The sequence below is a fragment of the Tabrizicola sp. T46 genome (genome assembly GCF_057219895.1).
Genome location: NZ_JBXVVV010000002.1, coordinates 710,410 through 734,511 on the forward strand (window position 1 = coordinate 710,410; position 24,102 = coordinate 734,511).

Consider the following 24,102-nt stretch of genomic DNA (forward strand, 5'->3'; position numbering starts at 1 on the left):
TATCGGGCGCCTGCCACCCATTCCTTCAAGACCGGCGCGCGCTCGTCAACCCGGATTGCGGTCCGGGCTGCCGAAACGCGACTAGACCAGCCCGGCGCAGAAGCGCTGGATGCGGGCGCAGGCCTCGCGCAGCACCTCGTCCGAGGTGGCATAGCTGACCCGGAAGTTGGGCGACACGCCAAAGGCCGCGCCGAAGACCACGGCCACGCCGGTCTCTTCCAGCAGAGCCGTCGCAAAGACCTCGTCATTCGTGATGACGGTGCCCGCCGGCGTCGCCTTGCCGATGCAGCCCGAGATGTCGGGATAGACGTAAAACGCCCCTTCCGGCTTCGGACAGCGGATGCCCTTGGCCTGATTCAGCATCGACACCACCAGATCGCGGCGGCCCTGGAAGACGCGGCGCCAATCGGCAAGAAACTCCTGTGGGCCGGTCAGCGCCTCAAGCGCCGCATACTGGCTGACCGACGAGGGATTCGAGGTCGACTGCGACTGGATCGTCCCCATCGCCTTGATCAGCGCCACCGGCCCCGCGGCATAGCCGATCCGCCAGCCGGTCATCGCATAGGCCTTGGAAACACCATTGCAGGTCAGCGTGCGGTCATAGAGGCCTGGTTCGACGTCGGCCGGGGTACAGAACCGGAAGTCGTCGAAGACGAGGTGTTCGTACATGTCATCAGACATCACCCAGACATGCGGATGCCGCATCAGGACATCGGTCAGCGCCTTCAACTCGTCCCACGTATAGCCGGCACCCGTCGGGTTGGACGGCGAGTTGAAGATGAACCACTTCGTCTTCGGCGTGATCGCCGCCTCCAGCTGCGCGGGCGTCAGCTTGAAATCGGTCTCGATCCCGCAGGTGACCGGCACCGGCGTGCCCCCGGCCAGAAGCACCATGTCCGGATAGCTGACCCAGTAAGGCGCGGGGATGATCACCTCGTCCCCCGGATTGCAGGTGGCCATCAGCGCGTTGTAGAGGATCTGCTTGCCGCCCGTCCCGACCGACACCTGCTGCGGGGTGTAGGTCAGCCCGTTCTCCTTCAGGAACTTCGCGCAGATCGCCGCCTTCAGCTCCGGGATCCCGTCGACTGCCGTATAGCGTGTCTTGCCCGCCTCTATCGCCCGTTTCGCCGCCTCGCGGATATGGACCGGCGTGTCGAAATCCGGCTCACCCGCGCCAAGACCGATGATGTCGCGCCCCTCGGCCTTAAGCTGTGCCGCCTTGGTGGTCACGGCGATGGTCGGGGAAGGCTTGACGCGCGCCAGCGTGTCGGAGAGGAAGGCCATGGGTCGCCCCTTTCGCGGGATTTGGGTCAAGGCTGCGGTTTTCACCGGTAGTCTTTTCTGCGGGCCTGTCTTAGGGTCCGGCCCGCACGGGTTCAAGCAGGAACGGCAGCACGATGACCGAGACGGCCGAAGCACGCCTGAAACGCCTGAAGATGCGGTCATGGCGGCGCGGGACCAAGGAGATGGATCTGGTTCTGGGCCCCTTCGCCGACCGACACCTGGCCGACCTCGACGCGGCGGACCTTGCGACCTATGACCGGCTCCTCCTGGAAAACGACCAGGACCTGATGGCCTGGATCCTGGGCCAGTCCACACCGCCGGACTGGGTGGTGCCGCTTCTGTCCCGCATCGCCGATTTCGCGCGTCAAAGGCTTGCCAGCGGCGAATAGGCGGCCGCCACGATCGGCGCAAATTTACCAAATGTTTCCTGTTTGTGCTGATTCTGTGCGGGCTTTGCAGGTGGAGATTCCCATGTCGCACTACAGCCCGGTGCTGGACGGCTCGCAAAAGGCCTTCCTGTCCTGCTATCTGGACACCCTCGGCCTTCTGGAACGCATGCACAGGCTGCTTCTTGACGTGATCAAGGACGACTTCGAACGCCTCGGGATACTTGAGATCAACTCCGTCCAGGCGCTCCTCCTCTTCAACATCGGCGAGAATGAGGTGACTGCGGGAGAGTTGAAGACGCGCGGCTATTACCAGGGCTCGAACGTCAGCTACAACCTGAAGAAACTGGTGGAACTTGGCTACATGCACCACCAGCGGTCCGAGGTGGACCGTCGCTCTGTCCGCGTGCGGCTGACGGAAAAAGGCCGCCATGTCCGCGGCCTTCTCTCCGACCTCTTCGCCCGCCATGCCGAAGGGATGGAGCGGCGGAACCTCATCGACGCCTCCGGCATTGATGACGTCAACACCGCATTGCGCCGGATGGAACGCTACTGGGGTGACCAGATCCGCTACATCTACTGACGGGCCGCCCTTTGCGCCCTAGTTGACCTTCCGGGTGGGCAGGAAGGGCAGGGGGGCCACGGGCACCCCATCCTCGATCAGCTTCCGCGCCTCCTCAGGCCGGGCCTCGCCGTGGATCGCGCGCACCGGGCTGTCGCCCTCATGCATCTGGCGCGCCTCGGCGGCGAAGTTCAGGCCGACATATTCCGAGTTTTCCTCGATCTTTCGGCGCAGGGCCGCAATCGCAGCCTCGATCTCGGACTGCGCGTCGCGCAGTGAGGGCGGGTCCGCCGGCTCCTTGGCTCCCGCCTCCGTAACCGAACGTCCCGGTACCACGGCCGGGGCCATCAGCGCCTTTTCGACATCGACCGCGCCACAGACCGGACAGGCCAACTGCCCCGCAGCCTGCAACGCGCCGAAAGCTTCGGCGTTCTGGAACCAGCTGTCAAAGCTGTGTCCGTCCTTGCATGTCAGGGAATAGCGGATCATCCCTTTGGCTCGCGATCATGGTCCTGCCGAATAGCTAAGGATTGCGTGGCCAAGGTCAATGACCCGTGACCCGCACCTTTCCGTGCAGCCTCACTCGCCCGCGATGGGGGACAGGCGCCCTGATGGCGGCGGCACGAAGGATCCGATCAGGCGGCCAAGGTCGGTCTCGTTCACCAGCGTTGCGGCGGTGGATTGCCCGAACCAGCGGCGCTGACGCTCACCCGCCTCGGGGAACTTGTCGGCCATCTCGCTGACCTGCAAGCCATAGACCGCGACTGCGCAAGGCACCTGCGCCTCAGGCGTCAGGCATTTGTGGTATCCGTATCGGCCCAGGCAAAGCGGGTTGACCATGCCCTGAACGCCGGCCTCTTCCCAGGCCTCCTGCGCGGCCGTGGCCTCCGGGGCGAGGCCAGGCATCGGCCAGCCCTTCGGGATGATCCACCGCCCCGTGTCGCGGCTTGTGATCAGCAGCACCTCGACGCCCGCATCCGTCTCACGCCAGCAAAGGGCACCGTATTGCATGCGTGCACCGCTACCGCCTCGAGCGGCATCCTTCGCCGTAACCTTGTCTTGCCAACCCATGTCACGCCACCCTGGCCGCCTGCTTACGAGGTCTGACCGCTGCTCGAGTTCCTCAAGGGCAATATGGCACGGATCACAGAACATTTACAGAAGTTTCCCGGGGAATTGACCCATCCTGCCGAAGGATTAGGTCAAGCGCATCGAAAATGCGCTTTCCGGGGGTCTGGTCGTGGCTTCACTCAAGACAATGCTGATCGCCGTCCTGCTGGCCGGTCCAGCGATGGCGGCAGACGGGTTCCGCTTCGCCTCGATCGACGGGGGCGAGATCGACCTCGGCGACTGGAAGGGCAAGCCGGTTCTGGTGGTCAACACCGCCTCGCTCTGCGGCTTTGCCGGGCAGTTCGACGGGCTCCAGGACCTCCACGAACGCTTTGGCGACCACGCCCTGATCCTTGCCGTCCCCTCGAACGATTTCGAGCAGGAACTGGCCACCGAGGCCGAGGTCAAGGAATACTGCGCCATGACCTTCGACATCACCCTGCCGATGACCGAGATCACCTCGGTCCGCGGGCCCGAGGCGCATCCCTTCTACGAATGGGTCCGGGCCGAGACCGGATTTGTCCCGCGCTGGAACTTCAACAAGGTGCTGATCGCGCCCGATGGCAGCATTGCCGGCACCTTCGGGTCGAACGTCGGCCCCGAAAGCCGCCGGATCGCCGGGGCAATCGAGGCGATGCTGCCGTGACCCTTGGCCCGCCGCCGCGTCCTGCGGTGACTGGGCCGCTCTTCATCGGGTCCGAGATCTACCGCGGCTCGTCCTACGGCGGTGCCCACCCGCTGCGGATTCCACGGGTGTCCACGGTGATGGACCTTGCCCGCGCACTGGGCTGGCTGCCGCCCGACCGCTATCGCACCAGCCCGCGCGCCAAGCCTTCGGCGCTGACCCTCTGGCACGATCCCGCCTATGTCGCTGCCCTGCAGTCCGCCGAGGCACTCGGCGAGGCCACGCCGGAGATGCGGCAGCGGTTCCAGCTTGGCACTCTCACCAACCCGGTCTTTCCGCAGGTCTACCGCCGTCCGGCGACCGGGGCAGGGGGCGTGATGCTGGCGGCCGAGCTTCTGGCGGCAACTCCCGGCGTGATCCATGTCCCCGGTGGCGGCACTCATCACGGACTCCCCGACCGGGCGAACGGGTTCTGCTATCTCAACGACGTCGTCCTTGGGCTGCGTGTCCTGCAGCGCGCGGGCCTGACGCGGATCGCCTATGTCGATCTTGATGCCCACCACTGCGACGGGGTGGAGCTTGCATTTTCCGGTGACCCCGGCGTGCGGATGATCTCGGTCCACGAAGAAGGGCGCTGGCCGTTCACTGGCAAGCTGGAGGATGACGCCGGCGGCAGCGCCTTCAACCTGCCGGTCCCGAAAGGCTATAGCGACAGCGAGGCGCGGGCTGTGCTTGAAGGCCTGATCCTGCCCCGCGTGGACGAATTCCGCCCCGAAGCCATCGTCTTGCAATGTGGTGCCGACAGCCTGGCGGAAGACCCGCTCTCGCGCCTGTCGCTCTCGAACCGCGCCTACCTCGAGGCACTCACGTCCCTGTTACCCCTCGCTCCACGTGTGCTTGTCCTTGGTGGAGGCGGCTACAACCCCTGGTCGGTCGGGCGGCTCTGGACGGCGATCTGGGGCCTGCTTGCGGGCCAGGACATGCCCGACCGCCTGCCCGACACGGCAGCAGCCGTCCTGAAAGCCCTCTCCTGGAACGGCGGCAGCCGCCCGCCGCCGGCGCCTGACCTCCTTGCCACCCTCCTCGACGCTCCCCGCGAAGGTCCAGTCCGGCCCGAGATCCGCGACCGCCTTGCGCAGCTGGCCCGCCGATGATCCGCGCCTTTCTTGGCATCGAGATCCCGCCGGCACAATGCGGCGCGCTGACCGTGCAGCAGTTCCTCCTGCCCCTGCCGCGCAAGGTGGAACCCGAAAGCTTCCATCTGACGCTGGTCTTCCTTGGCGACTGCCCCGAAGACGCACTGCAAGCCGCGCATGAAGGGTTTGAGACCCTGCGGGTGCCGGGCTTTCCCGTTTACCTGCAAGGCCTTGGCCTTTTCGGCAAGGACAAGCCCCACACCGCCTGGGCCGGGGTCGCGCCGTCCCCTCCGCTCATGCACCTGCAGGCCAAGGCGGAAACCATGGCCCGCCGCGCCGGCTGCCCGATCGACGCACGCCGCTACGTGCCGCACGTCACGCTTGGCCGCTTCCCGCCCCCCGCTTTCGCAGAGACCGCCCGGCTGGAACGCGCCATCGCCATGGGGACAGGCTTCCGCACCGACCCCTGGCAGGTCGAGGATATAGTCCTGTGGCAAAGCCACCGCACCGGCAGCGGTCCGCACTACGAGGTGCTGGCGCGATACCCGCTGGCTTGACAGGCCCCAAGCCGTCATGCAGCACGGGGGACAAGCAAGGAGACCCCCATGAAGATCGCCAACCGCGAGATCGGCCCCGGCCATCCTCCGCTTGTCATCGCCGAGATCGGCATCAACCACGGCGGCGACCTTGCCGTCGCCAAGGAAATGGTACGCCTCGCCGCGGGTGCGGGCTGCGAGATGATCAAGCACCAGACCCACATCATCGAAGACGAGATGACGGAAGAGGCGAAGTCGATCTTCCCTCCGAACGCCGACGTCTCGATCTGGCACGTGATGGAGGCTTGCGCGCTTTCCCTCGACGAAGAGGCCGAGCTCAAGCGCTACACCGAAAGCCTCGGCCTGATCTGGATCTCCACCCCCTTCTCCCGCGCCGCCGCCGACTGGCTGGAAACGCAGGATGTGCCCGCCTACAAGATCGGCTCGGGCGAGGCGGATAACCTGCCCCTCATCCGCCATATCGCGCGGAAGGGGAAACCGGTGATCCTGTCGACGGGGATGCAAACGATTGAAACTATTCGCGCTTCGGTCGACATCCTCGATGCGGCCGGCGTTGAATACGCGCTTCTGGAATGCACGAACCTCTACCCCAGCCCGGCCGAGATCGTCAGCTTGCGCGGCGTCACCGAGTTGAAGCAGGCCTTCCCGAAGGCCGTCGTCGGCTTTTCCGACCACTCCATCGGCCCCGAGATGGCGCTGGCCTCGGTCGCCCTTGGTGCCTGCATCCTGGAACGCCACTTCACCGACACCCGCTACCGCAAGGGCCCGGACATCATCAACTCGATGGACCCGGCGGAACTGCGGTTCCTGATCGACCGGTCGAAGGAAATCTGGATCGCCGCCAATAACCCTAAACAGCGCAGCGCGCCCGAGGAAGACGTCTACCGCTTCGCCCGTGGCTCGGTCGTCGCCGACAAGGACCTTCCCGCTGGTCATGTCATCACCGAGGCCGACATCTGGGCCCGCCGCCCCGGCAGCGGAGAAATCGCGGCCTATGACTTCGACAAGGTCGTGGGCAAACGCCTGACCCGCGCAGTGACGCGGAACACCCAGCTGAAATGGGAGGATCTGGGGTGACGCAGCCGCCCGGACTTGGTGTCTGGCTGATCAACCTCGACCGCTCCCGGGCGCGTCGGGAAACGATGGAGACGCGCCTTGCCGCGATCGGGCTCGACTACACCCTTTTTCCTGCCGTCGACGGGACTGCCGAATGGGACCGCCTGAAATCCACCGTCGCCACAGACGAATTCCGCCGCAACGTCGGGCGCGAGATCATGAAGGGCGAGATCGGCGCCTATCATTCGCACCTTGGCGTCTGGCGGGCCCTGCTCAACAGCCCGTACAAGGTGGGACTGGTGCTGGAAGACGACGTCGTCTTCCATGACGATTTCCTGCCGGCGCTGAACCTTGCGCTGGATCACGCGGAGGAATGGGATTTCCTCAAGCTCAACAAGATCCGGGCGAAGAACCCGCGCCGCCAGGGCCGGCTTGGGCCCTACAGCCTCAACGCCTATGCCGGGCCGGCCACCGGGCTTGGCGCCTACCTGATCCGGCGCGACCTTGCCGCGCGGCTTCTGCCCGCGATGCTGCCGATCCACCGGCCCATCGATCACGAACTTGACCGCATCCATGTGCACGATTTCCGGCACTACGGGTTGGAGCCCTTTCCCAGCCACGTCGACGATGGCAACGAAAGCACGATCACCGGCAGCAACTTCGGCGGCGTGCAGAAATGGCCGCTCTGGCGCCGGTTGCCGACCCTCTGGGCGCGCGCAGGCACGCGCCTTGGCCGCCTTTCCTATCTCTCCCGCAAGGGCCGCCTCGGGGGTAAGGCATGATCCCGAAGTGGAAGCTGAAGCGCGAGCTTCTGCGCATCTGGTACAAGATCGTCGATCTGCCCGGCTATCTCGTTTCGCTGCCTGACCGCATGGCGCACAAGCGCCGGCTGGAGGCCCATGACCGGGACTTCGACCGGATCGTCCAGACGCAGCCCGGCGCTGTTGCGAGGCAGGCGAAGGTGGCGATCTTCCTTGTCTACCAGCCGAAGGGGATTGCGCCTTCGGTCTTCCTGACGCTCGACTACCTCGTCCGCAACGGCTATGCCCCGCTGATCGTGATGAACAGCCCGATCCTGCCGCAGGACGCCGAGCGCTTGCGTGCAACGAGTTGGCTGCTCGTGACGCGCCCGAACTTCGGCTATGACTTCGGCGGCTACCGCGATGGGCTGCGTATCCTTGGCCAGCATGGCCCGACGCCGGATCGCCTGCTGATCATGAACGACAGCGTGTGGTTCCCGATGCAGGGCGATCCGATCCCGGTGCTCGAGGCGCGCCTGGACGCGGGCGGTCTGGATGCTGTCGGCCTGAATCAGGACCAGAAGGTGCGCTACCACAAGGATGGCACCTACCATTTTGAACTGCGCCAGCTTGAATCCTACTTCTTCCTGTTTTCGAGGGTCTGCGTTGAGTCCAAAGCATTTTCCGCCTACTGGGTCGACTACCGCATGTCCAGCAGCAAGCCCTACACGATCAAGCACGGCGAGATCGGGTTTTCGAAACACATGATGCGCCATGGCGCACGCTTCGACGGGGTCATGCGGCGGTCGAAATTCATCGGGGCCATCGAGACCTGCGATGCAGAGTTCCTTCGAACGACCCTCGACTACGCTGCCTATGCAGATTACAACTACCGCAAAGAACGCGCCGATCTTCTGGCGCGGTACTCTGACGATGAGGCCTGGCGGCAAGCTGCGCTGGAGCATATCCGCAAGAACGCCCTGCGTCGCCCCTTTACGACCAGCTTCTGCTACGCGTCAGACCGACTTTTCGGCACGATGTACCTGAAGAAGAACTCGCAGACCTACTTCCACGAGATGCGGCAGAACTACCTGCGTGCTGTCGAGAACGGCCTGATCGCCTCGCCGGCACCCGAGATCCTTGACGAAATGATCCGGATGATCAAGACTCACGATCCTGCTACAGCGGAGCGCACACTGTGACAAAACTCCGCCTATTAAACTGGCACCTAACAGAAAAGTTTCATTAGCAGGGATCGCTTCTCAGGTGCTATCGTCCGAGAATAGACTTTTGGGTCTCCCAGAAACCTCCTTGCCTCATCTACCCCATATTTCTTGCGAATGGACTTTGCGATCTGACATACAAGAAGACCTCTTAGGAACGGCTGTCTTGATAGTATCGAAATATCGCCTAGTTCGGTAATCTCACTATACGGAACTCGAAAAGAGCGACCAGACTTTCTACGCTCTACTCGCTCAAGATCTCTTAACCAAGCTTCCTTCTTGGCTCTATCCACCTTCGCTGTACTACTTCGAATTGCTACCGTATTGGAATCACTATTGCTGATACGGTACTCGCAAAGCTGAGCCCTACACTGTCGCGTGCTGACAGGATAAGATTCAAGGAGTTCCAGCAAGAAGATGTAATCTTCATGCAATTTCGACTCCGCATCGAATCTTGGCATTGCCTGGATACGACGCAGGTCCAAGACATATGAATGGATGGGAAAACAGTTCGTTATGAGGCAAGACAAGACAGAGGGACGATCTGAAAATACCCGCCTTTCGGTAACGTAGATTTCTCCGTTTCCAATATCGTCGTAGAAAGCGAGAGTGCAGCCCCCAAAACTTGCAACAGCATTCGAAGCGCTGCTTTGAACCAAGTCAGAAATAAGGATCTCTGCATGACTAGGATAAACAATGTCATCATAGTCCAGAAACGCCACATATCGGGTGCTAACAATCTGCAGGCCCAAATTCAATAGAGCGCCCCTATGGTCGCCAGGACGCGGAAAAGAAAAGTTCCTCAGGCAAGCATCCAGGCTAAGTTCATCTCGTAGTTTGTTTATCGCTAAGTTGATCTGTGTCACCTCATTTTCTGGCAGATCCTGTAGCACCACAAGCGCCTTAACGTCTGCATATGTTTGTGCGGAGATGCTCAAAAGCGCGTTCTTAAGCTTCGGGAGAGCGGAAATGCTATGACAGCGCAACAAATAGGTTATGGCTCCATCTTCACCCATCTCGTTCGCCCTTATTCTTATTCGTACTACCCAGATTGCTTCTCGGATTTGCCTTTTCAAGGCGTTGCTAGGCTGCAAGGTCAGACATTGCCTTAAGCAAGCGCTCGGAGACGGCGTCCAGGTTCCTTTGATAGTCAAAATCTCCGGCGAACAAGTTATCCGATGCGTCAAGTGCTATCGGAGAGATGTTAGGCCGCCCAATTCCCATTGCATAGTCGTTGAACTTGAAGTCTCCGCCGGTGAGTTGTCCGCCCAGCACTAGCCGATAGTTGGGTATCCCAAAGCTGTCGGCGATGATTAATCCGTGCAGGGAGCTTGAAAGGATCAGCTCGCTTGATGAAATTTCACTCACAACCTGATCCACTTCATCTTCAACGGAAATAATCTTTGCCTGTGGAAACAGAGATTTAACTCGTTCAAGTTCGGGGGAGGACTTGTCCGTATAGTGTGGGATGATGCTAATATGACGCGTCTTTTTGGAGGGAGTTGGCCAGAACTTGCTCGCAAGTATGGCCGGGTCGCCGAAGACACCGCATCGCACTCCCAACTTTTTCTCGGTCGCGGGCCCTCTTACAGCGCGCACGTCAAGATGCCATGATACAAAGTCAGTCAATGGCATCGTTCCTGTTGCGTCCATGCCTGTCGTTCCGCTGCCCCAGACAACAGGTCTAAGGCGTCGCAAGCTAATGGCCCTATAAGCCAATGATCGCGCAGCTTTCTTGCGGCTACATAGCAACTGTAGAATGCTACCAAGACCAATCACATCTGCCTTCTTGGGTTCAGCAAAGCGCACCGGGCGACCAGTTGCATATTCGAGAAGCATTGGTGACATGTCATCGCCAAAGTTCTTCTTACTTCCGTGTTCTCGCAAACACCAAAAGAGAGAAATTGATTGGGAGGTTCTTGGACCTTTCATCATTAGTTCTTAGGCCCCTTCATTCAACATGTTCCAAGCAGAGTGCCGTGTAAAGGCATAGTCACTTAAGTCATGAGGGTCTATAAGCGTGACTGTCGCAGTCGCAGCCGAGGTGGCGAGCTGAAACTTCCGGCGAAGGCATTCGTAAGGCGCGATTGGTGTGCAGCCAAGCGACATTTTCGATTGGTTCCCCATCTTGAACCGGATCAGCGATATGGCTTCGCCTATCTCGAGGCAACCAGGCAAGCGGTCTCGGGCCAGGTTTCCCGCTGAAGATCGCAAGCCGCGAAGAAACCCGACTACACCGTCCCGCCATGGGCCAGCCAGTAGTCCCGCATCCAGCCCACTGGCCCTCTTCCGACATGCGGCACCTCTCCCCACCAGCCCCTGCGCACGAGGTCAAGTGGGCGGGGCCAGCCCGAGTGGCTGGACAATCCGTCCGGCGCTGTTCATATCGAACGTGGCCACAAGGTGTTCAACCCCGGAATGACCCGACACCTCCTCTTCCTCACCGGCACCCGCGCCGATTTCGGCAAGCTGCAGCCCCTGGCCGCGGCCGCCCGCGACGCCGGCCACCGCGTGACCTTCTTCGTCACCGGCATGCACCTGATGGACCGCTACGGCCTCACCGTGAACGAGGTGCGGCGGATGCCCGGCGTCACCGTCCACGAAGCCCCGAACCAGTTCGAAGGCGACCCGCAGGACCAGATCCTTGCCCGCACCGTCACCGGTTTTTCCGCCTTCGTCCATCAGGAAAAGCCCGACCTCATCCTCCTTCACGGTGACCGGATCGAGGCGCTGGCCGGTGCCCTTGTCGCCGCGACGAACTATGTCCGCTCGGCCCATGTCGAGGGGGGCGAGGTCTCGGGCACGATCGATGAGGTCTTCCGTCACTGCAACACCAAGCTCTGCACCCACCACTTCGTCTCGTCCGACGCCGCCGCCACCCGCGTCCGCGCCCTGGGTGAGCCGCCCGAGACGATCCACGTCATCGGCTCGCCCGAACTTGACTTCCACGCCCGCCCCTCCGGTGTCACGATGGACGAGGTGCGCGCCCGCTACGCCATCCCCTTCGCCGAATTCGGCATCGCGACCTTCCACCCGGTGACCTCGGAACAGGACACGATCGGGCGTCAGGCAGAGGACCTTTTCGGTGCCCTCGAAGTCTCGGGCCGCCCCTTCGTCGTCATCGCCCCGAACAACGACCCCGGCTCTGCGGCGATCTTCGATGTCCTCGAACAGCTCCCGAAGGACCGCTTCCGCCTCCTCCCCTCAATGCGGTTCGCGCATTTCTCCGAACTGATGAAGAACGCCGCCTGCATGGTCGGCAATTCCTCCGCCGGCGTGCGCGAAGCGCCGTTCCTTGGCCTTCCGTCTCTCGACATTGGCACGCGCCAGTCGAACCGCTCCGACGCGCCCTCGGTCACGGCCTGTGAGGCGTCCGACCGCGCGGCCATCCTCGGGTTCCTGCGCGAACACTGGGGCCGGCAGGCGGTCCCGCATGACGGCTTCGGCCAGGGCACCGCCGCGCAGCGCTTTGTCGAAACGCTGGCCGATCCCGGCTTCTGGTCCCTCAGCCTGCAAAAGGCCTTCCGTGACATCGCCTAAGCCCAAGGGGATGGCCCTCAGCGCATACCTCGCGGCGTCGCGGGCGATTCCGTTGTTTGCCCCCGGCCACCTCCAGAAACGGCTGGCGAAGGGTAAGGAACTCCCTGACCGCTGGCGCGAGAAACTGGGCGAACCGACGGCCCCCCGCCCCGACGGCCCGCTGATCTGGCTCCACGCCGTCGGCCTGGGCGAGACGCTCGCCCTACGTGGCCTCATCGCCGCGATGGCCGACCGGACGGACGCGGAGTTCCTCGTCACCTCCACCACCCGCGCCTCGGCCGAGGTCCTTGCGGCGAACCTGCCGCCCCGCACCCGGCACCAGTTCCTGCCGCTCGACGCGCCGCAATACCTCGCACGCTTCCTCGACCACTGGAAACCGTCGCTCTCCATCTGGGCCGAGCAGGACCTCTGGCCCGGCGCCGTGGCCGCAAGCGACGCGCGCGGCATCCCGCTCGCCCTCGTCAACGCAAGGATGAACGCCGACGCCTACGCTCGTCGTCGCCGATGGCGCGGGCTCTATGCCGACCTCTTCGCCCGTTTCGCCCTTGTCACCGCGCAGGACGACGCAACCGCAGGCCACCTGACTGCGCTGGGCGCAAAGGGCGTCCGCGTCGCGCCCTCGCTCAAGGCCGCCGCGCCGCCGCTTGCCGCCGATCCCTCCGCCCTTGCCGAGGCGCGGGCGCACATGGTCGGCCGCAAGCCCGTGCTCCTTGCCTCGTCCCACCCGGAGGACGAGGCGGTTCTGCTGACCGCGCTCCGGACGACCTACCCGCTGCCCACGGTCCTCATCGCCCCCCGCGACCCGCATCGGGGGCCAGAGATCGCTGCCCGCGCCGCAGAACACGGCCTGACCGCGACCCTTCGCAGCAAGGGGCAGGGGCCGACCGCCGACCTCTGGATCGTCGATACCTTCGGCGAGATGGGCCTCTGGTATCGCCTCTGCCCGGTCACGATCATCGGCGGCACCTACGGCCCGACCGAAGGCCACAACCCGTGGGAGCCCGCCGCCCTTGGTTCGGCCATCCTGCATGGTCCCCGGATCGCCAACTTTGCCAGCGATTTTGAGGCTTTGCATCGGGCAGGTGCAGCCGTTCCGGTCCAGCCCGAGGCCCTTCCCGCCGCCTTCGCCGCCGACCATGCCGCCGTGGCCGACCGCGCCCGTGCCCTGTCCGAGGCCGCCCGGGGGGCGCTCGACCCCTTGGCAGAAGAGCTCTTGTCGCTCGCGGGCCTTGCATGAGGCTCTGGCTCTTCCTCCGCCTCTGGTCGCTTCTCTGGCACCTCGGCCTTCCGTTCATCCTTGTCTACCTCTGGCGCAGGGGCCGGAAGGATGCGCTTTACAGCCAGCAGCTTGCCGAACGTTTCGGCCGCTACCGCCAGCGTTTGCCCGGTGCAACTTGGGTCCATGCCGTCTCCCTGGGCGAAATGCGCTCCGCCGTACCGCTCGTCCGCGCGCTTCTCGACCGGGGCGATCCCGTCGTCACCACCCATTTCACCCCCGCCGGGCGGCGTGAGGCGGAACGGGTCTTCGCCTCCGAGATCGCCGCCGGGCGCATGGCCGCTGTCTGGGTGCCGTTCGAAACCTCATGGGCCTACCGCGGCTTCTTCCGCGCCTTCCGCCCGAAGGCTGGCCTCGTGATGGAAATCGAGATCTGGCCCCGGATGATCTTCGCGTCGCGGAACGCCGGCATTCCGCTTTTCATGTGCAATGCCCAGTATCCGACGAAGTCGATGGACCGTGACGCGCGATCCGGCCTGCGGCATCTCCTGATGCAGGCCTATGCCGGGGCCTTCGTGAAGTCCGACCTTCAGGCGCGGCGCTTCGCCTCGGTCGGGGTGCAGAACATCTGCGTCACGGGCGAATTGCGCTTCGATCAACCTATCCCGCCGCATCTCGTGGCCGCTGCCGAAGCCCTGCGCCCCTTGCTCGCCGGGGGCCACCCCGTCATCACCTTCGCGTCGGCGGTCGAGGGCGAAGATGACCTCTACCTCGACGCCATCGCCTCAGCCCTGAACCACCCGTCTCGCCCCTTCGCGGTCTACGTCCCCCGCAAACCCGAACGCTTCGACGAGGTCGCCGCGATGATCGCGGCACGCGGCCTACGCTTGGTCCGTCGCGGTCAGGTTCTGGACGCAACGCTTGCCCCGAAGACCCTCCTCTCTCCCCCGTGGGGAGGGGAGGGGGGTGGGGCGGCCGCCGACCGAGGCCCCGACATCTTCCTCGGCGACAGTCTCGGTGAGATGTATTTCTACATCGCCCTGTCCGACCGCGTGGTCACCGGCGGCGGCTTCACGCCGCACGGAGCCCACAACATCATCGAACCCCTCGCGCTGAAGCGCCCGGTGATCGTCGGGCCCGAGGTCCATACCATCGAATATCCGGCGACCGAGGCCATCGCCGCCGGAGTCTGTCTCCGGGTCGAGACGCCGGAAGCCCTGACCAAGGCCCTGATCGATTGGCCCGGTCCCGGCCCCGAGACCATTCAGGCCTTCTTCTCCGCCCATTCCGGGGCGACGCAAAAGACCCTCGCGGCGCTGGATGCAAAAGTTAAGACCACGTAAATGCAAAAGCGTAACCTATTGTAATAAAACAATAAGACGATTTTGACCACTGTGGTCAGCCTTGCCTCACCAGCCGCTGAACCCACCGTCGACGTTGATCATCTGCCCCGTGATGTAGCCCGACTGGGCGCTCGCTAGGAACAGCATCGCATCCGCGATCTCGTCCGGCTTCGCCATCCGGTCCAGCATGATCAGTTCCCCCACCCGGCGCTGGAACTCCTCCGAATGCCCGTTGAACACCGCCCCCGGCGCGATCGTGTTCACCGTCGCCCCCCGGTTCGCCCAGTAGCCCGCCAGCCAGACCGTCAGCCCGTGGATGCCCGCCTTGGTGACCCCGTAAGCCGAGAAGTTCTTGAACGGCATCCCCTCGTAGATCCGGTGATGCGCCCCGTTCAGGGCATACATCGACGCCACGTTGATCAGGGTGCAGGGCCATCTCCCGACGATGTCCCGGTCCATCTGCCGGGCCACCATGAAGGGCCCCGTCAGGTTCGTCCGCAGGGTCTTTTCCCAGTCGCTGACCTTCAGGTCCGCGAAATCTGGAAACGGCTGCCCCGCCCCCATCAGAAGCTCCCCCGTGATCGCCGCGTTGTTCAGGACGACGTTCGGCTCCCACCCGTCCTTCAGGATGCGCTGGAAGATCCCCGTCACCTCGTCCTCATTCGCGACGTCGAGCGGGTAGAACCGGAACTCCGGGTTGCCCCCATGCGCCTCCACGAGAGCATCCGCCCGCTTGCCCGGCAGGTCCGACGCGATCACCCGCGCCCCTTCGGCCAGCATCCGGCGGACGTAGGTCGATCCCAGCACCCCCCCCGACCCGGTGATGAAAACCGTCCGGCCCTTCAACTGCTCACCCATTCCGGGTCTCCTCCATCAGAAACTCCACCAGCCGGAAATCGAACGGCGTGTCGATGTCGACGCACCGTTCGGGCGGCATCAGGTAGGGGATCACCCGCCCTTCCCACAACCCCTTCGACCGTTTGAGGTAGGCCGGATCGACGACATAGGTCGAGGCGGCATGTTCATAGACTACCGGCGCCTGCTGCCGCGCCACCACCCCGCCGGGCAGCGGCTTCGAGACATGCAGCGCCCCCGTCGCATCCGGCTCCACCAGATTGAAGTAGGGGTTCTTCCGCGCCTCGCAGCAGCTCATCACCATGTCGGGACGTTCCGCCCGGAACAGCTCCAGCGCCGCGGTGATGTCCTCGGGCAGCCGCAGGGGCGAGGTGCAGTCGAGGTCAAGGAATGCCTCCACCGGCCCGACAAGGGCCTCCGACGCCTCCAGCGCATGCTGCCAGACCCCCCATTTCCCCGCCGTGTCCGTCGCCAGATGCTCGGGGCGGAGGCCGATCTTCAGCGCCCCTTTCGCAACCGCATGATCGTAGATCTCCTCGTCATCGGTCGAGACCACCACGGACCCCACCATCGGATGCGCGAAAAGCTGGTCCAGCGACCAGTCGATCAGGGGCTTCCCATGCATCATCCGGAAGTTCTTGCGCGGCACGCCCTTGGAGCCTTTCCGCGCGCCGATGTGGCCAAGGATCATGGGATCTCCTTCGTGATCTCGCCGACAAAGCCGCGCATCGCCCAGGCCCGCGCCACCAACCGGGCGGAGGGCAGGGAAAGGTCCAGCCTCGGCATCAGCGGGTTGCCCGATGTCGCCCCGCCAAAAGCCAGCCGCAGGAAGTCGCGCATCGCATCAAGGAACATCGCGTTCCGTTCCAGGGGCAGCTCTAGGTCGCGCACGCCGGAAGGATCGGTCACCCGATAGGCCTGCGCCGCGAAGTCGAAGTCGTGCATCCTTTCGGTCCCCCGCAGCAGGGTGCGGCGGTGGAGAAGCGGCGTCAGGTAGTCCATCGACACATCGCCCACGACCCCGCCCCGCCGCAAGGAGACGCGGCTGGCGAAATCCACGCCGGGGAAGGCCGGATGACCAAGGCTTTCGACCCGCGTCACCTCCAGCCCCGGGAAAAGGCAGGCCGCCAGATCAAGCTCGTGGCAGAGGTCCAGCAGCACCCCACCCCCGTCCGCCCGGGCGGCGTAGCTTTCCGAGAACCGCCAGTTCTGCCGCCACTGGGTCACGTCATGTCCGATCGTCAGCGCGAACTGGAAGACGTCCGACAGGTCCGCCGCTGCCAGCGCCCGCACCGCCGGGTGATAGCGCAGCATCAGGCCCAGCATCGACCGTTCTGCGACCGGGGCGGCAACCTCGGCAATCGCCTCCACCTCGTCCGGCCGGAAGGCGAGCGGCTTTTCGATGTAAAGCGGCAGCCCCCGCGCCGCCGCCGCCTCGATCATGGGCAGGCGGATGTCGGTCGCGGTGGCGACCACCACGGCCTCGGCATCCGTCATAGCCGCCAGCGCGCCGCCAAGCCCCGCCTCGCGCCACGAGACAAGCCGGGATGAGGCCCCCAAAGCCTGCAGGTTGTCGTGATGCCGACGCCCGATAGAGCCAGAGCCGATGACAAGAACTCGCATGAAGGAAGCCCTAGCGCGAAACCGCGCCAGCGACCAGAGGCGGGCGGCGCTGCGGCCACTCAGTCGCGCGGTGCCAGGCCTGACCGATGGCCAGTACGCCCGCATCGTCGCCCGAGCGGCCGATGATCTGCATGCCCATCGGCAGGCCGGTGGCGGAAAAGCCCACGGGGATCGACAGGGCCGGCAGCCCGATCAGGCTGGCGGGGATCACCACCTCCATCCAGCGGTGATAGGTATCCATCTTCCGCCCAGCGATCTCTTCCGGCCAGCGCCAGTCGGCGGGGAAGGGCCAGACCTGCGCCGATGGCAGGACCACGGCATCGAACCGGTCGAAAAGCCGCGCTGCATGGGCGTGCCAGCGGCTGCGGATGACGCTTGCCTCATAGACGGCCTGCGCGGTCAGGCCCAGGCCCTGCTCAATCTCCCAGATCGTCTCGGGCTTGGTCAGGGCGCGTCTGGCCGGATCGTCGGCCAATGCCCGCTTGCTGCCTGCGTTCAGCATGGCCCGCAGGGTCACCCAGGCCGACCAGAGTTTTTCGGCCGGGAAGGGCGGGGGCAGGGGCTCGACCACGGCGCCAAGCTCTTCCATCTGCCGGAGCGCCGCCGTGCAGAGATCGAGGATACCCGGCTCCATCGGATAGGCCCCGCCCCAGTCGGCCAGCCAGCCGATCTTCATGCCCTTGATGCCCCGGTCGAGACCCGAAAGCACATTCGGAACCGCGCGCGGAAACGGAGCTCCGGGGTTCTCGCCCGCGAGGACGAGAAGAAGGCGCGCCACGTCCTCAACGGTCCGGCCCATCGGGCCTTCGGTGGACATGGTGGAAAGGTAGGTATCCCCTTCAGCATCCTGAGGGACGAGGCCCCAGGTCGGGCGAAAGCCGTAGACGTTGCAGAAAGCGGCGGGGTTGCGAAGGCTTCCCATCATGTCGCTGCCATCCGCGACCCAGGCCATGCGCGCGGCCAGCGCCGCCGCCGCCCCGCCCGAGGACCCACCGGCCGAGCGCGACAGGTCATAGGGGTTCCGCGTCACACCGAAGACCGGGTTGAAGGAATGCGACCCCTGACCCCATTCGGGCACATTCGTCTTGGCCGCGATCACCGCGCCCGCCGCGCGGAGGCGCGCAGCCACTAGGTCGTCGGCGGCAGGCATGTGGCTGGCAAAGAGCGGCGACCCCCAGGTCGTACGGAGCCCCTTTGTCGCCACCAGGTCCTTGACAGAAAAGGGAATTCCGTGCAGCCAGCCCGAAGGTGCCAGATCATCCAGCGCCCTGGCCTCGCGCATGAGGTCGTCGGGGTTGCGCTGCGAAACGATCGCGTTCACCTCGGGATTGACCGCATCAACCTGCGTCAGCCAGGCCGCCATCACCTCTGACGGCGCGACCTTCCGCGCATGGATCGCGGTCGAAAGCTCCGAGGCTGACCATTCGAGCATGGTCATCCTTTCTGCACAAATATCCTGCGGGGGTCCGGGGGTGCAAAACCCCCGGACGGCTGGTCCGGGACCTTACTTCTGCAGTTCGGTCCAGATCGCGGTGATGTAGTCCAGCGACTTGCCGGTGCAGGTCGGCAGGAAGACGCCGGCTGCCCGGTGCTCTTCAGGGATCACCACTTCCGGCGCATTGGTCATTTCCGGATCCATGAAGGCTTCGGACCCCGTGATGCCGTTGGCATAGCGCGCGAAGTTCGAGATCAGCGCGGCGTTCTCCGGCAGCATGATGAAGTCGAGGAACTTGTAGGCCTCCTCCACGTTCGTCGCGTCCTTGAGGAGCGCCACCGAGTCCATGAACAGCGGATAGCCTTCGCGCGGATAGCCGAACTGCACGTCGCCGTTGGTGTTCAGCCGTACCCGCATCGATGAGCCGTTCCAGTTCACGCTCGCCGCCCAGTCGCCGTTCGACACGCGTTCGGTGGCACCGTAGTCCATGCTGATCCAGTTGGGCTTCGCGGCCAGCAGGACGTCGCGGGCCTTCTTCATGACCTCGGGGTCTTCGCTGCAGGGCTCGCCGCCGACATACATGGTGGCAAGCGCCACGATGTCGTTCATCTCGGGCACCACGTTGATCTTGCCCTGCAGTTCCGGCGGCACCTCAAGGAAGACGGCCGAGGTGTGGATGTCGCCGCCGTAGGTCTTGGTGTTGACCGTCAGCCCGGTCGAACCCCACTGCCACGGGACGGTGAAATTCCGGCCCGGGTCCCAGGCGACGTCGCGCCATTCCGGGGCGATGTTGACGTGGTTCGGGAGTTTCGAAAGGTCCAGCTCCTGGATCAGACCCTTCTCGATCCAGATCGGCACGTAGTTGGCCGAAGGCACCACGAGGTCAAAGCCCGACCCGCCGGCCTCGACCTTGGCCAAGGCCACGTCGTTCGAATCATAGTCGGTGACGGTGACCTTGATCCCGGTTTCCTTCTCGAACTTCTCCAGAAGCTCGGGGCTGGTGTAGTTGCCCCAGTTGTACAGTTGCAGGACGCCCTCGGCCCCGGCCAGCGTGGCCGTGGCAAGGAACATCGCGGTTGCAGACATAAGATGTTTCATCGGTGTCTCCCTTGGTGGTCAGTCTTTTTTGCGTGTGAGTAGAAAGAACGCGGTCAAGAGGAGGATGGTGACCGCAAGCAGCATGGTCGAGATCGCGTTGACCTCGGGTGTGAAGGACCGGCGCAGCTCTCCGAGCATATAGGTCGGAAGCGTGTCCTGTCCGGCGGATTTCACGAATTCGGTGATGACGACATCGTCAAGGCTGATCACGAAGGCCAGCATCGCGCCCGCCATGATGCCCGGCGCCAGAAGCGGCAGCGTCACCCGGCGGAAGGTGGCCCAGGGGCTGGCGTAAAGGTCGGCGGCGGCGGTTTCCAGTGCGAGGTCCATGCTTTCCAGCCGCGCCCGGATCGGCAGGTAGGCGAAGGGGATGCAGAAGGCCGTGTGGGCGGCGATCAGATAGCCCAGGCCCTGGTATCCGGTCGCGACCTTGATGATCCCGAAGAAGATCATCAGCGCCACCGCCGTCACGATCTCGGGCACCATCAGGGGCTGGTTGATCGCGACATAGATGAAGGTCTGGCCCTTGAAGGCCTTCCTCCGCGTGGTGCCAAGGGCCGCCAGTGTGGCGAGGATGGTCGACAGGAAGGCCGCCGAAACCCCGATGATCAGCGACCGCATGGTGGCCGCCTGAACGTCATCGTTCGCCCAGGCGTCGGCATACCAGTGCAGCGAGAACCCGCCCCAGACTGCGATGGAGTTCGAGGCGTTGAACGAAAACGCGACCAGCGTGACGATGGGCAGGTACAGAAGCACGAAGGCCGCGATGGCGATCGTCGCGAAGCCGGGCAGGCGGCTGATCTGAAACCCGCGCTCAGCCATGGCCTTGGCTCCGGTCACGGTTCGCGGCCCTGACATAGACCAGAAGCGCCACCATCACGATCAGGAGAAGCGCCACCGACAGCGCCGCGCCCAGGGGCCAGTTCCTGCCCTGCAGGAACTGCAGCTCGATGAAATTGCCGATCATCATGTTCTTGCCCCCGCCCAGGATGCGCGGCGTCACGTAAGCCCCGAGCGAGGGTACGAAGACGAGGATGGAACCCGCGATGATCCCCGGCTTGACGATGGGCAGGATCACCCGGCGCAGCGTGTTCCACCGGCTGGCGTAAAGGTCGTACGAGGCCTCGAGCAGCCGCATGTCGAAGCGTTCGATGGTGGCGTACAGGGGCAGCACCATCAGCGGCAGGTAGACATAGGTCATCCCGATCAGGACGGCGGTCTCGGTATAGACAATCTGCAGCGGCGCATCGATCACGCCCAGCCACAGGAGGATCGTGTTCAGGATGCCCTCGTTGCGGATCACCTCGTTGATCGCGAAGGTGCGGATCAGAAGGTTGGTCCAGAACGGGATGGTGATCAGGAACAGCCAGAATGCGCGTTCCCGTTCCGGCCGGGTGGCAATGAACCAGGCCGTGGGAAAGCCGATCACGAAGGTCAGAAGCGTCGTCGTCAGCGACAGCCAGACCGACCGCCAGAAGATCGTGAGGTGCGCGTCGGCCAGCGCGTAGCGTTCCTCGAAAATGTCGTAGGTCAGGAAGATTCCGCGCCAGCCGTCCAGGCTCCATTCCCGGATCACGCCGCCGGTGTCATTCGCCGTCAGGAAGGAATACCAGACAACGATCATCAGCGGCCCGATCGCCGCCAGAAGCAGCACCACCAGCGCCGGCGCCGACAGAAGCCAGCCGTTCCGGGCCGAGGTCCTGACCGCGTTTTCCTCGGCGGGGCTCATCGTCAGTCCTCCACCCGCTGGACCGCACCCGGGGCAAAGGTAATGCCGACCTCCTGCCCTTCGGTCAGGCCCGCGTCGCCGGTGGCGGGGTTCTGCAGGCGGGCCACGATCTCGGTGCCGTCGGCCAGGCCCAGGTGGCAATGCGTGTCGGTGCCGAAGTAGACCAGTGCCCGTACCGTCGCCTTCAGCCCCTGTCCCGCCGGACCAAGGCGCAGCTGTTCGGGGCGCACGATCACCGTCGCCTCGCCCCCGGCCGCCAGTCCCTGAACCTCGATCCGGTCGCCCGAGGGAAGGACCAGCGCGCCCGCCTCGGCCTTCCCGTGCAGGAAGTTCGTCTCGCCGATGAAATCCGCTACGAAGCGGTTCTTCGGATGGATGTAGATGTCCTTGGCCGTCCCCACCTGCTGGATCTTGCCCGCACTCATCACCGCGATGCGGTCGGACATGGTCAGGGCTTCTTCCTGGTCGTGTGTCACGAAGACGAAGGTGATCCCGGTTTCCAGCTGCAGCCGCTTCAGCTCGATCTGCATCTCCTTGCGAAGCTTCAGATCAAGCGCCGACAGGGGTTCGTCCAGGAGAAGGACCTTCGGCTGCGGTGCCAGCGCCCGGGCCAGCGCCACCCGCTGCTGCTGCCCGCCGGAAAGCTGGCTGGTCTTGCGCCCGGACATCGCCTCAAGCTTCACCAGCGCAAGCATCTGCGCCGTCCGCGCCTTGACCTCGGCGGCCGGTTTTCCCAGCATTTCCAGCCCGAAGGCGATGTTCTGCGCCACCGTGAGGTGGGGGAAAAGCGCGTAGCTCTGGAACACCGTGTTCACCGGGCGCCGGTTCGGCGGCAGCGTGGTGATATCCGCCCCATCCAGAAGGATCGTGCCGCCCGAGGGCATTTCGAACCCCGCAATCAGGCGCAGAAGCGTGGTCTTGCCACAGCCCGACGGTCCGAGCAGCGTGAAGAACTCGCCCTTCCGGATATCGACGGACACATCGTCCAGCGCACGCACCGTAGTGGCACCCTGACCGAAGGCCTTCACCACATTGCGGGCAGAGATCGTGATCTCGGCGGTCAAGCAGCACCCTCCCCAGGGATGTTTTGATCATACTGGTCGGCGGACGCCGCCAGTGACAAGCGATTCCTTCGGCCTCATCCGGCCATCGGCGCCCGTTTCGCCGCCCAGGGCGCGGCGCGCTCAACCTCTGCGCACAAGGCGATCAGCAATTCGTCCTGCCCGAAAGCGGCGGCAAGGTGGACGCCGATTGGCAACCCGTCCGAGGACCAGCCCAGCGGCAGGCTGGCCGCAGGCTGACCGCTCGCGTTGAAGACCGCGCAGAAGGGGGAATAGGCGAAGATGCCCTCGGGCCCGGTGCGGTAGCCGACGTAATCGGTGGTGTCATGGGCAAAGCGGCCCACCTTCGCGGGTGGCTCGGCAAGGGTGGCCGACAGAAGGATATCGGGACCCCCGTCGAAGAACCCGGCCATCTGGCGGCCGAAGGCATGGATTTCGCCCACCGCCTCAAGATAGCGGGTGGGGTGCAGCGTCTCGGCATGCGCGACCGCGCCGCGCCCGACGCCTTCGACAAGCTCGGGCGTCAGCGCGCGCCCCTTCAGCGCGCTGCGGATACCCAGCGCTGTGCCGATGGCGACGATGTCGGTCCAGGCGCGCATCATGCCCGGCGTGTCGGCCTGCGGTCGCGCCGGTTCGACGATATGTCCTTGTGATTCCAGTAGCTTACCTGTCGCGCGCACCGCCTCGGCCACCTCGGGGTGGATGGGCGTGCCGGTGAAAGTGGTGTCGCAAATCCCGATCCGGAGGCGGCGGGGCGGGCGGCTGATCGCGGCGGCGTGGCCGCGTGTCAGCGGCGGTGCCCAGTATGGCGCGCCAGGGTCGGCACCCTCGCAGGCGTCCAGCATCACGGCGGTGTCGCGGACCGATCTGGTCAGGAACCCGTCGATCGCCATGCCTGCCCAGCCCTCGCCCGCATAGGGGCCGTCGGGCAGGCGCGCCCGCGTGGGCTTGAAGCCGAAAAGCCCGCAGGATGAGGCCGGGATGCGGACCGATCCGCCGCCGTCCGACCCATGGGCAAAGGCCACGATCCCCGCCGCCACCGCCGCCCCCGCCCCGCCGGACGAGCCGCCCGAGGTATGGCCGGTGTTCCACGGGTTCCGCGTCGGCCCGCCGTAGACGGCCGCCTCGGTCGCCGCGCCGATCCCGCCCTCGGGGCTGGTGGTGCGACCAAAGGTGACGACGCCGGTGGCCTTGATCCGGGCAAAAATCGCGCTGTCGCCGGGGTAGGTGGTGTTCGCCAGAAGGCGGCTGCCGTTGTGGCTGGGGAAATCCTTCGCCTCGATCCCGAGGTCCTTGATCAGGAAGGGCACGCCCCGGAACGGCCCCGGGGGCAGGCCGTCGGCGATCGCCTTCCTCGCGACACCTTCCTGGATCAGGACGACCGCGTTGAGGGCGGGGTTCCGTTCCTCGACCGCGGCAAGGGCTGCGTCGAGAAGTTCGGTCGGGCTGACCTCTCCCTTCGCCACCCATCCCGCAAGTTCGGTTGCGTCCGAAGCACCCAGGTCACCAATCATCGTCATCCC

The 24,102-nt window shown here is 64.6% G+C and carries 25 protein-coding genes; 11 read left to right on the top strand and 14 right to left on the bottom strand.

Annotated features, from left to right (window positions below; translation table 11 throughout):
• Positions 1-81 precede the first annotated feature (81 nt).
• Complete coding sequence (locus AC2D9V_RS11140; protein WP_484714138.1) at positions 82-1,284, bottom strand: pyridoxal phosphate-dependent aminotransferase; 1,203 nt, start codon at positions 1,282-1,284, stop codon at positions 82-84.
• A gap of 113 nt (positions 1,285-1,397) precedes the next feature.
• Here AC2D9V_RS11140 and AC2D9V_RS11145 point away from each other — a divergent pair, with 113 nt between their 5' ends.
• Both AC2D9V_RS11145 and AC2D9V_RS11150 read left to right on the top strand, forming a co-directional pair.
• Positions 1,398-1,673: an FAD assembly factor SdhE gene (locus AC2D9V_RS11145; protein WP_484714139.1), complete on the top strand. Its 276-nt coding sequence runs from the start codon at positions 1,398-1,400 to the stop codon at positions 1,671-1,673.
• Positions 1,674-1,755: 82 nt separating this feature from the next.
• Positions 1,756-2,253, top strand: coding sequence for a MarR family winged helix-turn-helix transcriptional regulator (locus AC2D9V_RS11150; RefSeq protein WP_484714140.1), 498 nt, complete (start codon positions 1,756-1,758; stop codon positions 2,251-2,253).
• A gap of 18 nt (positions 2,254-2,271) precedes the next feature.
• Here AC2D9V_RS11150 and AC2D9V_RS11155 read toward each other — a convergent pair whose 3' ends face one another.
• Positions 2,272-2,721 carry a DUF1178 family protein gene (locus AC2D9V_RS11155; protein WP_484714141.1) on the bottom strand — a complete coding sequence of 150 codons (450 nt, stop codon included), beginning with the start codon at positions 2,719-2,721 and terminating at the stop codon, positions 2,272-2,274.
• A 90-nt stretch (positions 2,722-2,811) separates the two neighbouring features.
• Positions 2,812-3,243, bottom strand: a complete 432-nt coding sequence (locus AC2D9V_RS11160; protein ID WP_484714142.1) for an NUDIX hydrolase — start codon at positions 3,241-3,243, stop codon at positions 2,812-2,814.
• Positions 3,244-3,490: 247 nt separating this feature from the next.
• Here AC2D9V_RS11160 and AC2D9V_RS11165 point away from each other — a divergent pair, with 247 nt between their 5' ends.
• Genes AC2D9V_RS11165 through AC2D9V_RS11190 form a run of 6 tightly spaced genes read left to right on the top strand, consistent with a single transcriptional unit; the run spans position 3,491 to position 8,658 of the window.
• On the top strand, positions 3,491-3,988 hold the full coding sequence (locus AC2D9V_RS11165) for a glutathione peroxidase (RefSeq protein WP_484714143.1): 498 nt from the start codon (positions 3,491-3,493) through the stop codon (positions 3,986-3,988).
• A gap of 26 nt (positions 3,989-4,014) precedes the next feature.
• Positions 4,015-5,121, top strand: coding sequence for an acetoin utilization protein AcuC (locus AC2D9V_RS11170; protein ID WP_484714144.1), 1,107 nt, complete (start codon positions 4,015-4,017; stop codon positions 5,119-5,121).
• Positions 5,118-5,660 carry an RNA 2',3'-cyclic phosphodiesterase gene (gene thpR / locus AC2D9V_RS11175; RefSeq protein ID WP_484714145.1) on the top strand — a complete coding sequence of 181 codons (543 nt, stop codon included), beginning with the start codon at positions 5,118-5,120 and terminating at the stop codon, positions 5,658-5,660. The genes AC2D9V_RS11170 and thpR overlap by 4 nt, the downstream gene beginning before the upstream one ends.
• A gap of 48 nt (positions 5,661-5,708) precedes the next feature.
• Positions 5,709-6,737 (top strand): N-acetylneuraminate synthase family protein, encoded by a 1,029-nt coding sequence (locus AC2D9V_RS11180; RefSeq protein ID WP_484714146.1) that lies wholly within the window; start codon positions 5,709-5,711, stop codon positions 6,735-6,737.
• Positions 6,734-7,498, top strand: a complete 765-nt coding sequence (locus AC2D9V_RS11185) for a glycosyltransferase family 25 protein (protein WP_484714147.1) — start codon at positions 6,734-6,736, stop codon at positions 7,496-7,498. Before AC2D9V_RS11180 ends, AC2D9V_RS11185 begins: the two co-directional genes overlap by 4 nt.
• Complete coding sequence (locus tag AC2D9V_RS11190) at positions 7,495-8,658, top strand: rhamnan synthesis F family protein (protein ID WP_484714148.1); 1,164 nt, start codon at positions 7,495-7,497, stop codon at positions 8,656-8,658. Before AC2D9V_RS11185 ends, AC2D9V_RS11190 begins: the two co-directional genes overlap by 4 nt.
• Positions 8,659-8,684: 26 nt before the next feature.
• Here the strand turns inward: AC2D9V_RS11190 and AC2D9V_RS11195 are convergent, their stop codons facing one another.
• Positions 8,685-9,695, bottom strand: coding sequence for a glycosyltransferase family A protein (locus tag AC2D9V_RS11195; RefSeq protein ID WP_484714149.1), 1,011 nt, complete (start codon positions 9,693-9,695; stop codon positions 8,685-8,687).
• A gap of 67 nt (positions 9,696-9,762) precedes the next feature.
• Complete coding sequence (locus AC2D9V_RS11200; RefSeq protein ID WP_484714150.1) at positions 9,763-10,611, bottom strand: polysaccharide pyruvyl transferase family protein; 849 nt, start codon at positions 10,609-10,611, stop codon at positions 9,763-9,765.
• Between the two features lie 486 nt (positions 10,612-11,097).
• Here AC2D9V_RS11200 and neuC point away from each other — a divergent pair, with 486 nt between their 5' ends.
• Genes neuC through AC2D9V_RS11215 form a run of 3 tightly spaced genes read left to right on the top strand, consistent with a single transcriptional unit; the run spans position 11,098 to position 14,778 of the window.
• The gene (neuC, locus tag AC2D9V_RS11205; RefSeq protein ID WP_484714151.1) at positions 11,098-12,219 is read left to right on the top strand and encodes a UDP-N-acetylglucosamine 2-epimerase; all 1,122 of its coding nucleotides are present in this window, start codon (positions 11,098-11,100) and stop codon (positions 12,217-12,219) included.
• A gap of 10 nt (positions 12,220-12,229) precedes the next feature.
• Entirely contained in the window at positions 12,230-13,456 is a 1,227-nt protein-coding gene (locus AC2D9V_RS11210; RefSeq protein ID WP_484714152.1) for a 3-deoxy-D-manno-octulosonic acid transferase, read from the top strand.
• Positions 13,453-14,778 carry a 3-deoxy-D-manno-octulosonic acid transferase gene (locus AC2D9V_RS11215; RefSeq protein ID WP_484714153.1) on the top strand — a complete coding sequence of 442 codons (1,326 nt, stop codon included), beginning with the start codon at positions 13,453-13,455 and terminating at the stop codon, positions 14,776-14,778. The genes AC2D9V_RS11210 and AC2D9V_RS11215 overlap by 4 nt, the downstream gene beginning before the upstream one ends.
• 66 nt (positions 14,779-14,844) lie before the next feature.
• Here the strand turns inward: AC2D9V_RS11215 and AC2D9V_RS11220 are convergent, their stop codons facing one another.
• The 9 genes from AC2D9V_RS11220 to AC2D9V_RS11260 all read right to left on the bottom strand — a co-directional run bounded on the left by AC2D9V_RS11220 (position 14,845) and on the right by AC2D9V_RS11260 (position 24,099).
• The gene (locus AC2D9V_RS11220) at positions 14,845-15,636 is read right to left on the bottom strand and encodes an SDR family NAD(P)-dependent oxidoreductase (protein ID WP_484714154.1); all 792 of its coding nucleotides are present in this window, start codon (positions 15,634-15,636) and stop codon (positions 14,845-14,847) included.
• Complete coding sequence (locus tag AC2D9V_RS11225) at positions 15,629-16,324, bottom strand: acylneuraminate cytidylyltransferase family protein (protein WP_484714155.1); 696 nt, start codon at positions 16,322-16,324, stop codon at positions 15,629-15,631. Before AC2D9V_RS11225 ends, AC2D9V_RS11220 begins: the two co-directional genes overlap by 8 nt.
• Positions 16,321-17,256: a Gfo/Idh/MocA family protein gene (locus AC2D9V_RS11230; protein WP_484714156.1), complete on the bottom strand. Its 936-nt coding sequence runs from the start codon at positions 17,254-17,256 to the stop codon at positions 16,321-16,323. Before AC2D9V_RS11230 ends, AC2D9V_RS11225 begins: the two co-directional genes overlap by 4 nt.
• Positions 17,257-17,266: 10 nt before the next feature.
• Positions 17,267-18,694 (bottom strand): amidase, encoded by a 1,428-nt coding sequence (locus AC2D9V_RS11235; protein WP_484714157.1) that lies wholly within the window; start codon positions 18,692-18,694, stop codon positions 17,267-17,269.
• A 66-nt stretch (positions 18,695-18,760) separates the two neighbouring features.
• Complete coding sequence (locus AC2D9V_RS11240) at positions 18,761-19,789, bottom strand: extracellular solute-binding protein (RefSeq protein WP_484714158.1); 1,029 nt, start codon at positions 19,787-19,789, stop codon at positions 18,761-18,763.
• An 18-nt stretch (positions 19,790-19,807) separates the two neighbouring features.
• Positions 19,808-20,611, bottom strand: coding sequence for an ABC transporter permease (locus AC2D9V_RS11245; RefSeq protein ID WP_484714159.1), 804 nt, complete (start codon positions 20,609-20,611; stop codon positions 19,808-19,810).
• Positions 20,604-21,518, bottom strand: a complete 915-nt coding sequence (locus AC2D9V_RS11250) for an ABC transporter permease (protein WP_484714160.1) — start codon at positions 21,516-21,518, stop codon at positions 20,604-20,606. The genes AC2D9V_RS11245 and AC2D9V_RS11250 overlap by 8 nt, the downstream gene beginning before the upstream one ends.
• A gap of 2 nt (positions 21,519-21,520) precedes the next feature.
• On the bottom strand, positions 21,521-22,582 hold the full coding sequence (locus AC2D9V_RS11255; protein ID WP_484714161.1) for an ABC transporter ATP-binding protein: 1,062 nt from the start codon (positions 22,580-22,582) through the stop codon (positions 21,521-21,523).
• Between the two features lie 74 nt (positions 22,583-22,656).
• The gene (locus AC2D9V_RS11260; protein ID WP_484714162.1) at positions 22,657-24,099 is read right to left on the bottom strand and encodes an amidase; all 1,443 of its coding nucleotides are present in this window, start codon (positions 24,097-24,099) and stop codon (positions 22,657-22,659) included.
• Positions 24,100-24,102 lie beyond the last annotated feature (3 nt).